Origin of the sequence: Beduinella massiliensis, from assembly GCF_900199405.1 — a bacterium.
In the GTDB taxonomy this organism is placed as follows: Bacteria; Bacillota; Clostridia; order Christensenellales; family Aristaeellaceae; genus Beduinella; species Beduinella massiliensis.
The window spans coordinates 97,488-111,803 of the sequence record NZ_LT963430.1; the positions used below are offsets into that span (position 1 = coordinate 97,488).

Sequence of the window (14,316 nt, forward strand, 5' to 3'; positions counted from 1 at the left end):
ATAGACGCAAAAAGGGAGCGCATTGCTCCCTTTAAGACTTCGCAGAAGACTTCGCGGATTCATTTTTTTCTTTATTTTTGAAAACAAAATCCCGCTGAATGATAAAGCTGATGAAGAACAGGCAGATGTCGATGGGCAGCTTGGCGAACCGTGCGGATATGACGTTCGAGAGCAGCGCCGTCAGGCCCGCGCCGACGCCGAGCTGAACGACCGCGAGCAGGTAATAGCGCAGGATCGCGCTGCGCCCGCCGAGCCCGCCGAAGACCGTGTGCTTGTTGAGGTGGTAGTTGAAAAGCGAAGAGACGACGCGCGCCCCGCCGTAGCTGCACCCCACCGCCCAGCCCGGCGGCAGCATGCGCAAGAAGATCGGATAGAGCAGCAGGTAGAGGCCGTAGTCGATCAGGAACGACGCGGCGGAGGAAAAGATAAAGCGGAAGATGACCCGATAGATGCGCCAGGCGTCCCGCACGGGGTTGAAGTGCGAGCCCTTGTTGTCGTCGATGTAGATCGTCTCGATCGGAATCTCGACGACGGGCATGTTCATCTCGCGCAGCTTGAGCAGCACGTTCATCTCGTACTCATAGCGTTCGCCGTCGATGCGCGCCATCGCGCACAGGGAATCGGCGGGAAGGCCGCGAAGGCCCGTCTGCGTGTCGTGTACGCGGATGCCGCTCGCCAGGTGATACACGACGCGGGTAATCGCATTGCCCGCGCGGCTCTTGAAGGGCACATTGCCCGTAAAGGCGCGGGAGCCGAGCACGAGCGCGCGCGGATGCTCCGCCATCGCGGCGATGACCCTTTCGATGTCGTCCGGCGTGTGCTGACCGTCCGCGTCGGCGGTGACCACGCCCAGGACGTCCGGGTAGCGTAGCAAGATTTCGTTGAGACCTGTCTTGAGCGCGCGTCCCTTGCCCATGTTGACTGCGTGGCGCGTGACGGCCGCGCCCGCCTGCTCGCAGCGCGTGAAAATGTGCAGGAATTTTTCCTGGCCGCCGTCGTCCACGACCAGCACGTGCAGCCCACGGACGATCAGCGTTTCTACCAGGGTGACGAGGCGCTCATCCGGCTTGTACGCGGGGATGAGCACCAGATAGCGGCTCTTTGTTGCCGTTGGCATCAGGGAGTGCCTCCAATTTTCTGATCAATAATGAAGGTTTTTTAAACCGGGTTTTAGTATAAGGGTTCGCGCAGTTTTTGTCAAATGCAGAGTTGGGCGGGAAATCAATTCTGCTCCCAAAGGATGAACGTGAAGCCGGGCACCGTGACATCGGCGCCCTCGGCATCCTGCTCGATAAAGGGCTCCGCGACGCTGGCGTAGATGACGATATTGGAGCCCGTCTCGATGCCTGGATTCTCTCCGCACGAGATGAGCACCGGGCTTCCCCAGGTTCCCTTAGCGCTTTTGACGATGTTCAGGCGGATGAACCAGGAGCCCTGGCCCTCGGTCACCTCGGCGACTTGGCCCGACAGGCGCATGACCGTGCCCAGATACTGCCCGCTCTTCTTTTGCAGGTTGGCGTAGGAGATGCGCTGCGCGGAATCCTTGATCTTCTGCATCTGCTGCTGGTCGGTGATGACGCGGGTGAAGTGAACGGGAATGCGCCGCTGATCGTAGCCGGTCTTGTCCACCGCCAGGGTATAGCTGTACTCGCCCGCCTCCCTGGTGGTGAGCTCAAAGGAGAACGTGCCGGTGGAACCCGCGCGCTTGGTGGTGACGCCCTTGTCCGTGAGCAGCTGCAGCGTCGCGCCTGCGACCGTCACGCCGGAAAGCGGCGTCGTGTCGCCGGTCACCTCGCCTTCCGGCAGCTCCGTAAAGTTTACGGGCAGGAGCTTGGGCTCATAGGTGAGCTGGCCGGAGATGGAGGCCGGGGTATACCCCTCCTTTTCGGCCGTGAGGGTAATCGTATAGACGCCTGCCTGCGGCAGCTCGAAGTTCAGGGTAAAGGTGCCGTCGGAATTGGCCGAGCCTACGGAGAGCACCTCCTCTGCGGATTCACCGTCCATGTAAGTCAAGGAAAGCCCGGCGTTCGCGCTCGTCCGGCCCTCCAGGCGCAGGGCCGCGTTGCCCGTCTCCGAGGGAAGCGACGCCTCGAGCGTCACGGGGAGGGGCGGCGGGTCGATCTGCACGGTAAAGATGAAGTTTTCCAATATGCCCTGGCGAAACCACGTGAGGTCCGCGTTGGTCAGCCTGCGGCCTGTGACCGACCAGTCGATGACGTAATTTACGCCGTTGCGGATGGTGAAGTATTGCAGTCCGCGCGCTGTAATCTCGTCGTTTTCCTTTACGTTGTAGCGCGTGAGCAGAAAACGGCCCATCGTGGAATGCGTCACCCAGGAGGCGGATTGGTAGCGGACGTTGCTCTTCTGTCCTTCGTAGCGGTTGTTTTCAAAGAGATTTTTGATCGTGCTGCGTTCGCCGTCCGTCGCGCGCTCGATGTCGTGGATGCGCTGGCTGCGCTCATCGGTGGTGAGGGTGAGGCGAAGGCACTGCGTAAAGTCCTCCGACCAGGCTTCGCAGACGACGCCGTCCTGCGCGTAGCGCGCGGCCATCGCATCGGCGTCCATTCCGGCGTCGGAAAGCACGCTCGCATAGACGCGTACCGTGGCGGGGGAGAGGACGAGCCAGGGATCGGGGAACTCCATCGCCGCGCCGGAGTCCTCCATGACGACCTGCTGCGCCAGCGCACAGGGGCAGGCCATGAGGAGCATGAGCGTCAAGAAAATGAACAGTGCGCGTTTCATCGCGGGACCCTCCCGTCTTGTCCTTTTGCGTCAGTTGTTGTAGAACATGAGCCGCACCACGGGCAGAACCTGCCCCTCGTGCCCGGCGGTCGTTCCTTCCGGGGTGACGTACACCGTGAGGATGTCGCCCTCGCTGAAGGAGAGGATTTCGTCACAGACGATCCACAGCGGATCGACCCACTCGCCGCGGCTCGGATTTCGAGTGTACAGCAGCATGCAGGGCATGCCGTCCATGTCCCCGAACGCCCCGATGCGCCCGCGGAAGGAAAGGTTCTGCCCCTTGCAGCCCTCGGGATCGGCGGCGAGCTGGGCGTAGGTTGTGGGCGACAGGCTGCTGCGGAAGGCCGCGAGGCGCTCGCGCTCGCTGAAGCGGCGGGTGATCGTGACCGACGTGGTCCCGTCGTGCAGTCCCTTGGCCTTGACGGTCAGCTCGTAGGTCGCGTCGCCTTCCTTTTCCTGCGTTACCGGCACGGAGAACACGCCGTTCCCGTTCGACTTCACGTTCGTGGAGAGGTTCGGCCCCTTGGCGTAGACGGTCGCGTTCGGCTCGGTGACGCCACGCAGGTAAAACTTGCTCTGCTCGACGATGGATTCGGGCTCGTTGACCGTGATCTGGGCGGTGCGGCGCTCGAAGCGGAGGCTGTAGGTCTGATAGGCGGAGGCCTGACCGGAGAGCTCCGCCGTGACGGTGAGGGAGAGCTCTCCTTCCTCCGGCAGCGTAGCGCGCAGCTTGAAGGCGCCGCCGCGGTCCGCGGTCGCGCGCGCGATCTGCGCTTCCCCGCAGAGCAGTCTGACCGATGCGCCGGACATCGTCGTACCGGAGACGGTGATCTCCTCCTCGTCCGTCCAGGCGGGCAGGCCCGAAACGATCAGGGTAAGGCCCTCCTGCGACTGCGTCATTTGGGCGCTGCCGGGCGTGGGGCGGGGCGTAGGGCTGGGCGTGGGCACGGGGGTCGCGGTAGCGGTGGGCTCAGGCGTCGCCAGGCGGCCCAGATATTCTACGCGGGAGAGCAGCGATTCCAGGACGTCGGCGTCCTGCGCGTTCGGCTCCCTGCCGATGACGGTGGCGCTCATCAGGTAGAGGTTGCTGTGGCGCAGCGTCACGTACGTGAGGCGGTAGAGCGCGACGTCCCCTTGCAGGGTGGAAGAGACCATGGTGAGGTATTCGGGCAGGTTTTGCGACCACGCGACGTCCCGGTACATGCCCGTGTCCGCGAAGGAGGCAAGAAACGCAGCGCGCGCCTCTTCGTCCATGCGCGCGGCGCTCTGAAAGTCAGCAAACGCACCCGCGGAGGCCACGGAGAGCGTGAATTGCCCGCCGGTCTCCGGCAGCACCTCCATGACCGTCTGGCTTGCCGCGAAGCTGGAAAGCATGATCTCCGGTGTGGTGCCGAGCTGAGAGAGCAGATCCGCGTGCTCGCCCAGGTTTTGCTGCGTAAGCACGCGCTCGCCGGCCTCCGCCGTGAAGCGGAAGCCCTCGTAGGGGAACACGTAGGTGGGCACGTCCTCTGCGCGCGCCAGGGGCGCTAAGAGCAGCAGAAGCAGGCAAAGCGTGAGCAGTCGTTTCATGGGCGAAGTTTCCTTTCTATATCCAGATTCCGCTTCGGATGTGTACAATTTCCTACTTTCTATTATATCACAAGCCGGGCAAGGCTGTCATCTCTTCCAGTGCGTGCAAATGATGGCAGAATTGTGAAATATAGGCCTGGGAAATGCGCCGGCGGATGGGGGCGGGATTGCAAACGCAAGGCAGAACATTTTCCCTTTTATTGCACGCGCTATGAGCCTGTGATATGATGAACCCGTATAACAAGTAAAACAGGACGGAAGGAATGTAAATGAGCGATAGAGAAGCGCTTTCTTTATTTTTTAATCATCTTTGCCCCTATATCCGGCGCGCCTGGGACGGAACCGTTTATGAGGGCTGGCATCTCAACGAACGGGTCATATTCGATTATGAAATTATCTACATCATGTCTGGAAGCGCGACCGTCACGGTAGGCAGCGAGGCCTATGAAGCGCAGCAGGGAGACTTGTTCTTTTTGAAGCCACTCATTCCGCATTCCATTACCCCTCGTCCCGGAACACCTTTTCGGCAGCCCCATATTCACTTTGACATGTTTTATCAGGACAACAGCGAGGAGGTCTACGTGTCGTTCTGGAACCGGGACGAGTTGGGGAGCGACATCCGCCTGGCGCGCGACGACGGGTACTGGCTTTCCGCGCTCGAGATTCCGGACAAGATCGTGGTCGAAGACCCCGCCTGCGTCGAAGGGCTGATGATGAAGATCATCGACCGCGCAGAAAGCCCTGACCCGGTGGATGCGCTTCTCAACAAAGCGTACTTGCTGGAGCTGCTGGCCTATTTGTTCGGCGGCATCGTGAAAAAGCGAGACCGGGAAGCGCTGGACGCGGATGACCTGGCGGAGATCGAACAGAATTTGGAACGGGCTAGGCAGTACATCCTCGATCACGTCAACCGTAGCATCACTACGGAGGAGGTGGCCCGTGAAGCAGGGTTCAGCAAAGGTTATTTTGCCAAGGTATTCAAGGAACGCTATAATCAGTCGCCGATAACGATGCACGCGCGGCTGCGGATGGAACGGGCCAAACAAATGCTGATCTACTCGTCCATGTCCGTGACGGCTGTGGCGCAGGAACTGGGCTTTGACAACATCCACGCATTTTCCCGGTCGTTTAAAGAGATGTATCAGCTTTCACCCAAGGCGTATCGGCAAAAACATGCCGTAGCGACGGATGAAACGTCCGTAGGGGAGGAAACACGCAATGACGAATGAACGAATCGTCAATATTCCGAAGCGAATGAATACGCCGCGGTGCATCGTGGAGCTCTTCTTCGCCATCGCGCAGGCCTTTTCAATAAAGAGCCTTTCCCTGAGCGTGCGCAACGGGGGGCTGTCACTCATCCGCATTTCTGCGATGGGAAAAGGCGAATATGGCCCTGCCCTGCGTGATGTCATGAGCAGACTTTTGGACGGCGAGAAACAGGCTGATTATGGAGGCGCGCGATCATGGGAGGAAGCGTTGATCTACCTTTGTGGTTGTTCGGAATGGCGGTTTAGCTGTTACGACGAGCGGGATGGCCTGTGGCATGAGGCATCCAACATTCAAGGACAGCGGGAGGAGGCCTGCTATGCGGGGGAACCTGGGTATGAGCTTACGGTTATCAACGCGTTTTCAAGCGTACCGGAAATCTACCGGAATCTGGAGCGCGATTACATCCAGACGATGAACATCGTACACGAAGCGCGCCGCTTTTGCCTGGAAAACCCGCAGATCGCCTTACGGCTGGAAAACAACGGGAGACCGTTTTTCCGTACGCCTGGTGACGGCTCGATGGATGGGTGTCTTACCCATTTGTTTTCAAGGATGATCACGGCGCAACTGCAAAGGCTTGAAGAGGCGTTTGCGGGCGGTGTCGCGCACGCGTATTTTATGACGGCGGCGGCCTCGAGCGTAGAACGCGACCTGGCGGTCGTCCGTTTAAACGGTAGGGCTGTCCGTGAAGAATGGGTGCTGTGTGAGCTGCAAAAGCGTTATCAAAACGATTTTTCCGCGTGCCACTTCGTATTCGTGCTCGACGTGGAAAGTCCAAGCCTCCGCGAGCTTCCCTACGATTTATTTCTTGCATTTGTTGGGACGCTGCCCATTCAGGAAATTCCCGTGCAGCGACGAGAGAAGGAAGAGCACGAGGAGAGAGAACCGTACGTGAACCTGCCGGCATTCCTTTCTCCAGGACACATGGAGCAAGCGGTGCTTCCGGACGTACGGGGAAAGCTCGAAGTGGAAAAGGTATTCGGGCGCTTCTTTCTGATTCGGCAGGAGCAGTGGCTCTATCTTTTTGACTATATGGAAGTGCTCACACGGTTTCGGATGACGGAAATTCAGCAGGAGTATCAAGGCGGAAAGATTCTGACGACGGCGTGTTACCTGGAAATTGCGGAAAAGCCGGGGGAGCGCGGGGTGGATGCGGCCTTTAAAGAACGATGCCGGGCATTAGGATTCACGATCGAGGAGGACGGCGAGGGCCGGAAGATCGTGCGCTCCTATCCCTATTATTTAAAGGCCGGGATGGTACCTGCAATCGCAGAAAACCTGCTGAGCTGTAGGGGAACGGCGCATGCAGAGCCTTCACACGAGGAGTTACTCTATCTGATTGCCTATAGCATTGTTTCTGCTGAAAACAGCAACCGAAGCACGGCGGCCTCGGAGAACGTCGTCATGCTGATGGAAATGGCCCATCGGATGCTGCAAACCGGCTTCCTGCCCCGGGAGAGCGTCCCCATTTATCGGATTGGATGCAATGCGTATGACCGAAGGGACCGGGAAAAATGACGCTTTTATGGCATGGGACGCCATGAAAGGCCGCGTAAATTGAGAGACATTTGATAAAAACAACGTTTTTTTTGCTACATACACCGCGCTTCCTGTGCGATAAAGTATAGGCAGAAACAGCGCCCGGAACGATGGGGCGCAAGAACAGAAAGGATGGGGAAGATGAAAAAGACAGTCGCTTTCGTATTGAGCTTGCTGCTTTGCCTGTCGGCGATGCCGGTCTTCGCGGCGGAGGACGCCCTGCCCGTGAACGACATGAAAGGCGAGGTGACGTTTTCCTTCTGGGGGACGCCGGAAGAGGTCGAGATTCAGGAAAAAATCACGGCGGAGTTTAACAAGTACTATCCGAACATCAAGGTAAACCTGGATCACGTCTCTGGCGCTGGGGACTTCAACACGGCGATTCTGACCCGTATGAGCGGCGGAAACGCACCCGACGTCTTCTACCTGGGCGAGATCTCCGTGGAGATCTTCCGAGACAAGGGACTGCTATGCGATATGCTGCCCTTCGCTCAGCGCGACAACCTGGACCTTGGCGATTACTGGGACGGCGTGCTGTCGCCGGCCGGCTACAATGAAGGGCATATGTGGGCGTTCCCTAAGGACTGCACGCCCTACATGATCTACTACAACAAAGATCACTTTGACGAACTCGGCCTCGAATACCCCAGTGCGGACTGGACGTTCGAGGATTTTACCGAAACCGCGAAGAAGCTGACGGTGACCGCAGACAACGGCAAGACCACGCGCTATGGCTACTGGGCAGAACATGGCTGGTGCGCCTGGTTCGCCGCAGCGTACAAGAACGGCGGAGCGATCATGAACGAGGACTGCACGCGTCTGGTCGCGGACCCGAAGACCGCGGAAGCGCTGCAGTGGTACTTCGACCTGGCGAACGTGCATAACGTTTCGCCGGCACCGGAGGCGCAGACCTCGATGGGCGGCAGCGCGACCGATGCTTTCATGTCCGGCCTGACCTCTATGATGATCGGCGGCCGCTTCGCGACCTACTGGCTCAAGGATTGGGACGGCAATTATGATTACACCCTGTTCCCCTTTGGGGAGGGCGTGTATCAGCCTCTGCAGTTCGTCGCGCTGGGCATCCCGGAGGCAAGCAAGAACAAAGACGCCGCCTGGGAATTCATCAAGTTTTACTGCGGCAAGACAGGCCAGGAGATCAACTCCGCCAGCGGCATGGGCCTGCCGGTCATGAAGAGCGTACACGAATCCGGCGTATGGCTCCAGGAGTGGGAGACGGAGAACAATCGTGAAATGCTGACGGCGCAGTTCAACAACACCAAGGACCTCCCCTTCCACCCCGACTGGGCGAAGCTGATCGACGACGTGTTCTACCGCAACCTGATGGAAGCGGCCGGAGGCCTGAAGAGTGCGGCGGAGGCGCTCGACCTGGCAGTCGCTGAAGGAAACGCTTATCTGGAGAACAACGGGAAATAGGTACCGGCCGCGGGGAGGGGAATCGCCCCTCCCCGCGCCGGTTTCACGAACCAGTTTCATCGTAGAAAGGGTGAGCTTATGCGGCCCGCGCGCACGAACGGCCCCGGGACGGGGATGCTTTCCGCCAGAAAGGACGAGCAATTCTGGGGCTATACCTTTATCCTCCCCAACTTCCTGGCGACAGCCGTTTTTCTTTTCATTCCCCTGATCTATTCGCTGTACATCTCCTTTATGGACTGGGATATGATTAAGCAGCCGGAGTTTATCGGGCTCGCCAATTACACCGTAAAGCTCGCGCAGGACACGCAGTTCTTCCTCGCGCTCAAGAATACGGTCGTCTATTCAGTCGTCAGCATTCCGCTCGGCATTGCGCTGGCGATCTTTGTTGCCTACCTGCTGTCCGGAAACCTGAAGGGTAACTCGGTGTTCCGCAGCGTCGTCTTCATGCCGGTTATCATCTCTACCGTGGCGGTATCGATGATCTGGAAGTGGTTGCTCAACGGCGATTACGGCGTGGTGAACTATCTCTTGTCCCTCGTAGGCCTACAGGGCGTACACTGGCTTGGCGATGCCAAGTACGCCATGGGGACGATCATCGCCATTTCGATCTGGAAAAACCTCGGGTTCAACGTCGTCATCCTGATCGCGGCGTTCAAGGACGTGCCATCCAGCTACTTCGAGTCAGCGGCGCTTGACGGTGCGAATGAATGGCAAAAGCTGACCCGCATATCGCTGCCGCTGATCGCGCCCTCGGTCTTCTTCGTCACGATCATGTCGGTCATCAATTCCTTTCAAGTCTTCGACCTCATTTATAACCTTACGCTGGGCGGGCCCAACGGCGCCACGACGGTGCTCTATTACCTCGTCTATCAAAATGCGTTCAGGTTCTTTGATATGGGATATGCCTCCGCGCTTTCGTGGATCGTGTTCGCGATCATATTCCTCTTTACGATGCTCCAGATGCGGATGAATAAAGAGCAGAGCATCTGAGGCGACAAGCAGAAAGGAGAACGCGGATATGGGTAAAGACATGAGCAGGTCTGCGAAGGCGCTGAGCTATCTGTTTTTGATCATCCTTTCCTTCGTCATGATCCTGCCCTTTTTCTGGACGGTCGTCACTTCGTTCAAGCAGCAGACGGAGATTTTGACGTGGCCGCCCCAGTTCCTTCCGTCCAAGCTGTACTTGGGGAATTATCAATACGTCATCGAAAAGATCAAGATCGGGACGATGTTCGTCAATTCGCTCTACATCGCCGTGCTCACGACGGTGGGGCAGCTCGTGTTTTGCTCTCTGGCGGGCTTTTCGTTCGCAAAGCTCCGCTTCCGATTTAAGGACGGGCTGTTTAAGGCGTACCTTGCGACGATGATGGTGCCGGCGATGCTGACACTGATCCCGCGTTATGTCATCATGAAGAACATCGGCATGGTGGATACGCACATGTCGCTGATCCTTCCGGCGCTGTTTGGAGGTCCCTTCGGCGTCTTCCTCATGCGCCAGTTTTACATAGGGCTTCCCGACGAGCTGATGGAGGCTGCGCGCATCGACGGGGCGAGCTATCCCTATATCTTCGCTAGAATCTATACGCCGCTGACGCGTCCCATTTTGTCGACGCTGGCCGTTTTCAGCTTTATGGGCTCTTGGAACGACTTCCTTTGGCCGCTGATTACGATCCAGTCCAACGGGCTCAAGACGCTGCCCATCGGCCTCGCGTCGTTTCAAAGCCTGTACGGCATCAAGTACAGCCTGCTGATGGCGGGCGCGGTGCTGGCAATGCTGCCGGTTCTCGTCGCCTTCCTCTTCGCGCAGAAGCAGTTTATCGAAGGAATCGCCGTTACCGGCCTGAAAGGATGATGCACATGCTTCCGATCGTTTCCGCCTCCGTAGAACCCCGCTGCAGCGTGATTACGCAAAGCGACGGAGACCTCTTTCCCTGTGCCTGGGCCGACGACGGCGCGCTGTACGCAGCCAACGGGGACGGCAAGGGCTTTGACCTGTCTGCGGAGTGGTGCGACATCGTAGTGAACCGCATCGACGGCGGCATCGGCGCGCTGAAGGGCGTGCGGCTTACCGGGCAGGAGGGCGTGGGCAGCGTGTTCGCCGACCCCGCGCACTACAACAGGAAACCCACGGGGATGGCCTGCGTGGACGGCGTGCTGTACCTCGCGGTGCAGAACCTCAACAAGGACCCCGGACAGTTTGGGTTCGACGACGTGCCCTGCGCGACGATCTGCCGCTCGGACGACAAGGGGAAGACCTGGACTTGGGACCGGGAAAAGCCAATGTTCGACGGCTACCGCTTCACGACGCTCATGTTTCTCGACTACGGCAAAAACTACGAAAACTGCCCCGACGACTACGTGCTCACGTATGGCATGGATGACAACTGGCGGGCTTCCATCAGCGGCAAGGTGCGGGATCCACAGGAGCTGTACCTGGCGCGAGTGCGAAGAGATCAGATCATGAATCGCGAGGCTTGGACATTTTTTTGTGGTATGGAGGGCGACTCACCGCTGTTTTCAAAGGACATAGGCCTTAGAAAGCCCGTGCTGACCGATACCCGGCGGGTGCTCGTCACGCCGCCGGAAGGCAAAGGCAGCCCGAAGCAGAGCATGTCGGTTATCTCGCAGGGAAGCGTCGTATACAACAAGCCGCTGGGGCGCTACCTGTACACCTCCTGGACGGAAAACACGTTTGAGTTTTACGAAGCCCCGGCCCCTTGGGGCCCGTTCCGGCTTTTTCTCTCGTATGACTTCGGCTTCTATCCTTGGACCGAGGAACGTTATGGAGGCTACGCTACGGTGATTCCCTCGAAGTTCATCAGTGAGGACGGAAAGACGATGTACGTGCAGTCAAATACCTTTGTGGGCGGCACGCACAAATATGCGTTCAATCTGCGAAAGCTCACGGTGGAAACCGGCGAAGCGAGATAACGAAAGGGCGGTATATAGAGATGATGGATCAAATTTCGAAGGTGCTGAACTGGAAATCGCGCTCGATTTCACCGGAACATCTTTCCGGAGAGCCGGGAAAGGGCGGTATGACGCCGCTGGAGATGGGCAGCGCGCGCAGCGCAGCACGAGCGCTGGGCACCGGATGGAAGGTCAACCCCTATTTCGACATTCCCGCAGGGCAGACGTTCGAGCTGGCGAACATCGCGGGAAGCGGCGCGATCAAACATATCTGGATGACGCCGACGGGTAAGTGGCGCCTGTCCATCCTGCGCATGTACTGGGACGGGCAGGAAATACCCAGCGTCGAATGCCCGGTCGGGGACTTTTTCTGCATGGGCTGGCAGGAATACGCGCAGGTGACCTCGGCGGCCGTGTGCGTAAACCCCGGCAGCGCGTTCAACTGCTACTGGGATATGCCTTTTCGCGCACAGGTGCGCATTACGCTGGAAAACCTGGACGACGTGCCAATGCGCATCTATTATCAGATCGACTACGCGCTGTACGACCAGCCGGAGGAAATTGTCTATTTCCATGCGCAGTTTCGCCGCGTGAATCCGCTGCCCTATAAAGAGGTCTACACCATTCTGGACGGCGTCCAGGGAAAGGGGCATTACGTGGGCACCTATATGGCCTGGGGTGTCAACAACAACGGATGGTGGGGAGAAGGTGAAATCAAGTTCTATCTGGACGGAGACAAGGAATATCCCACCATCTGCGGAACGGGTACGGAGGACTACTTCTGTGGTTCCTACGATTTTGAGGATCCCCGTACGCACGACCGCTACCTGCCCTTCACCACGCCCTTTGCAGGGCTTCCGCAGGTGATCGAGCCCGATCGCCTCTACGCCAGCCAGTTCCGCTTCGGCATGTACAGGTGGCATATCACCGACCCCATCTGCTTTGAACGGGAGCTGCGTGTGACGATTCAGGCGCTTGGATGGTTCAATATGGGCAAGCCGGACTGTCGCTATCTGCCGCTGAAGGACGACATCGCTTCTGTCGCCTTCTGGTATCAGGCGCAGCCCGCAAGGTCGGTACCCAGGCTCCCGGAGCGTGACGAACTGGAGGTCATTTAAGAATAAACGGGCCCGCGCCTTCGCGCGGGCCCGTTTTATATGAGTCAGCCTTTTATGAGCTCCCTGCAAAAGGGAAGCAGCGCGTCAAAGCACTTCTCATCGAACGGGGAGAGCAGGCCGCACGCGCGGACGATCTGCGGAAAGGGCTGCGTGCCCGCGAAGTCTACGAAACGCAGGTATCGCTGAAAGGCTCCCTCCGGGTCCTTTTGCGACTCCGCGTAGAAGAGCAGCGCCTGCGTCTGCGCGAGCGCGTAGTCGATGAAGTAGAAGGGCATCGCGTAGATGACGGACATGTCCTGCCACTGCGACCCCCAGGAGGCAAAGGGCAGGTCGCTCGTGTCGAGGTAGGGGTTGTATCGCAGGTAGATGCGCGCATAGGCGGCGTTTCGCTCGGAGGGAGTCATCTCCGGATGATCGTATATTTCGTGCTGAAATTCGTCGCCCACGCAGATGGAGCAAATGAAGTAGGCGGCGTATTCGATCTGCTTGATCCGGTACTTGCGCAGGTCCTCCCGAGTGAAGAACGGCTCCAGATAGGGGAGCGTGAGCAGCTCCATCGACGTGGAATGCGTCTCCGCGATCTCCTGCGTGCCGCTTCGCAGGAGATACGGCACGCGTGGATTCCGGCGCGCGCGGCAGGCCGCGAGCGCGTGGCCGAACTCGTGCACCAGCACCTCCAGGTCTGTTTGGTCGCCCGCGAAGTGGCCGAAGATGAAGTCGGTGTTATAATCGGTCAGTTCGACGCAGAAGCCGTCGTAGGCGACCTTTCCCTTTCGGTCAAAGAGATCGAACATGCCGTTTTGGCGCAGCTCGTCAAAGTAAGCGCCCGCCTCGCGGTTCATCTGGTGGAAGACGTCTCCGACCGCGCGGACGAAAGCGTCGCCCGTGAGCTGAAGGCGCGGATTGCCGTCTGCGAAGCGCAGCGGAGAGTCGTACAACCTAAAGGAGGGTACGCCGAGGCGCTTGCGCTGATTCTCCTTGATTTCGCACACGAAGGGCACCCATTTTTCGAGCACCTGCGCGCGGAATGCCTCGATCTGTTCGCGTCCGAAGCCAAAGCGGCTCGCGTACTTCATGTCCGTATAGCTGCAAAAGCCCAGGCGGCGCGCCTGCTCCGTGCGGTTCTTCACCAGCGCGTCAAAGATCTCGTCCAGCTCCGCGGCGTGCGCCTCGTACCAGGCGTTTGTCGCGCGCACGGCTTCCCGCCTGCGCGCGCGGTCGGTATCGGCATAATGGACGGACATGGAGGAGAGGGGCAGTTCCTCTCCGCAGTAGGAGACGGTCGCCTGGCCCGTGAGGTCCGTATAGCGCTGACACAGCGCCTGCTCGTCTGCGCAGAGGTCGAGAACCGAGTCGTCCGATAGGCGCGCTTCTGCCTCGACCTTTTCAAAGAAAAAGGAGCCGAGGGAAGCGGTGAGCTCGCGGCGGAAGGGAGAGGCGGCGATCGAGCGGTAGAGTTTCTGGACAAAGAGGTCGAGCCGGGGGCTGTTTTGCCCGACATAGGCCATCTCCCCGGCGTAAAATGCATCGGCGGTATTCAGAAAATAGCGAAGCTGCGCAAGGGTTGAGAACGTGCTCGCATGCTGTATCAGCTCTTCGCCTTCCGAAAGCAGGGCGAGCTGCGCTTCGGGGCTCTTTGCGGCAGCGATCTGCTCGCTCAGCGATTCAAGTGTCCTGCAGGCGGCGTCCATGTCGAAGCGCGCGTAGGAAATCTGGTGAAAGTTCATGCGTACCT

11 protein-coding genes are annotated in these 14,316 nt (G+C 58.9%); 7 read left to right on the forward strand and 4 right to left on the reverse strand.

Annotated features, from left to right (window positions below; translation table 11 throughout):
• Positions 1-31: 31 nt before the first annotated feature.
• From C1725_RS01295 to C1725_RS01305, 3 genes are all read right to left on the reverse strand, one after another.
• Complete coding sequence (locus tag C1725_RS01295; RefSeq protein WP_102409885.1) at positions 32-1,117, reverse strand: glycosyltransferase; 1,086 nt, start codon at positions 1,115-1,117, stop codon at positions 32-34.
• Positions 1,118-1,221: 104 nt separating this feature from the next.
• Positions 1,222-2,742, reverse strand: a complete 1,521-nt coding sequence (locus C1725_RS01300) for a collagen binding domain-containing protein (protein ID WP_102409886.1) — start codon at positions 2,740-2,742, stop codon at positions 1,222-1,224.
• 30 nt (positions 2,743-2,772) lie between these two features.
• Positions 2,773-4,311, reverse strand: coding sequence for a hypothetical protein (locus tag C1725_RS01305; protein WP_102409887.1), 1,539 nt, complete (start codon positions 4,309-4,311; stop codon positions 2,773-2,775).
• 269 nt (positions 4,312-4,580) lie between these two features.
• On the opposite strand from C1725_RS01305, the gene C1725_RS01310 reads away from it, so the two are divergent.
• From C1725_RS01310 to C1725_RS01340, 7 genes are all read left to right on the forward strand, one after another.
• Positions 4,581-5,540, forward strand: a complete 960-nt coding sequence (locus tag C1725_RS01310; protein WP_102409888.1) for a helix-turn-helix domain-containing protein — start codon at positions 4,581-4,583, stop codon at positions 5,538-5,540.
• Positions 5,530-7,098 carry a hypothetical protein gene (locus tag C1725_RS01315; protein WP_102409889.1) on the forward strand — a complete coding sequence of 523 codons (1,569 nt, stop codon included), beginning with the start codon at positions 5,530-5,532 and terminating at the stop codon, positions 7,096-7,098. The genes C1725_RS01310 and C1725_RS01315 overlap by 11 nt, the downstream gene beginning before the upstream one ends.
• Positions 7,099-7,260: 162 nt before the next feature.
• The gene (locus tag C1725_RS01320) at positions 7,261-8,553 is read left to right on the forward strand and encodes an extracellular solute-binding protein (protein WP_346026223.1); all 1,293 of its coding nucleotides are present in this window, start codon (positions 7,261-7,263) and stop codon (positions 8,551-8,553) included.
• Between the two features lie 78 nt (positions 8,554-8,631).
• The gene (locus tag C1725_RS01325; protein WP_102409891.1) at positions 8,632-9,543 is read left to right on the forward strand and encodes an ABC transporter permease subunit; all 912 of its coding nucleotides are present in this window, start codon (positions 8,632-8,634) and stop codon (positions 9,541-9,543) included.
• A 28-nt stretch (positions 9,544-9,571) separates the two neighbouring features.
• Positions 9,572-10,405, forward strand: coding sequence for an ABC transporter permease subunit (locus tag C1725_RS01330; RefSeq protein ID WP_102409892.1), 834 nt, complete (start codon positions 9,572-9,574; stop codon positions 10,403-10,405).
• Between the two features lie 5 nt (positions 10,406-10,410).
• Positions 10,411-11,484 (forward strand): glycoside hydrolase family 183 protein, encoded by a 1,074-nt coding sequence (locus tag C1725_RS01335; protein ID WP_346026224.1) that lies wholly within the window; start codon positions 10,411-10,413, stop codon positions 11,482-11,484.
• A gap of 20 nt (positions 11,485-11,504) precedes the next feature.
• Positions 11,505-12,581, forward strand: a complete 1,077-nt coding sequence (locus C1725_RS01340; RefSeq protein WP_102409894.1) for a DUF2961 domain-containing protein — start codon at positions 11,505-11,507, stop codon at positions 12,579-12,581.
• A gap of 44 nt (positions 12,582-12,625) precedes the next feature.
• Here C1725_RS01340 and C1725_RS01345 read toward each other — a convergent pair whose 3' ends face one another.
• Entirely contained in the window at positions 12,626-14,308 is a 1,683-nt protein-coding gene (locus C1725_RS01345; RefSeq protein ID WP_102409895.1) for a M3 family metallopeptidase, read from the reverse strand.
• Between the last annotated feature and the right edge of the window lie 8 nt (positions 14,309-14,316).

Bases quoted from the DNA above. Each gene is read 5' to 3' on its own strand.
- C1725_RS01295 (WP_102409885.1), bottom strand. From the start codon at position 1,117: ATGCCAACGGCAACAAAGAGCCGCTATCTGGTGCTCATCCCCGCGTAC.
- C1725_RS01300 (WP_102409886.1), bottom strand. From the start codon at position 2,742: ATGAAACGCGCACTGTTCATTTTCTTGACGCTCATGCTCCTCATGGCC.
- C1725_RS01305 (WP_102409887.1), bottom strand. From the start codon at position 4,311: ATGAAACGACTGCTCACGCTTTGCCTGCTTCTGCTGCTCTTAGCGCCC.
- C1725_RS01310 (WP_102409888.1), top strand. From the start codon at position 4,581: ATGAGCGATAGAGAAGCGCTTTCTTTATTTTTTAATCATCTTTGCCCC.
- C1725_RS01315 (WP_102409889.1), top strand. From the start codon at position 5,530: ATGACGAATGAACGAATCGTCAATATTCCGAAGCGAATGAATACGCCG.
- C1725_RS01320 (WP_346026223.1), top strand. From the start codon at position 7,261: ATGAAAAAGACAGTCGCTTTCGTATTGAGCTTGCTGCTTTGCCTGTCG.
- C1725_RS01325 (WP_102409891.1), top strand. From the start codon at position 8,632: ATGCGGCCCGCGCGCACGAACGGCCCCGGGACGGGGATGCTTTCCGCC.
- C1725_RS01330 (WP_102409892.1), top strand. From the start codon at position 9,572: ATGGGTAAAGACATGAGCAGGTCTGCGAAGGCGCTGAGCTATCTGTTT.
- C1725_RS01335 (WP_346026224.1), top strand. From the start codon at position 10,411: ATGCTTCCGATCGTTTCCGCCTCCGTAGAACCCCGCTGCAGCGTGATT.
- C1725_RS01340 (WP_102409894.1), top strand. From the start codon at position 11,505: ATGATGGATCAAATTTCGAAGGTGCTGAACTGGAAATCGCGCTCGATT.
- C1725_RS01345 (WP_102409895.1), bottom strand. From the start codon at position 14,308: ATGAACTTTCACCAGATTTCCTACGCGCGCTTCGACATGGACGCCGCC.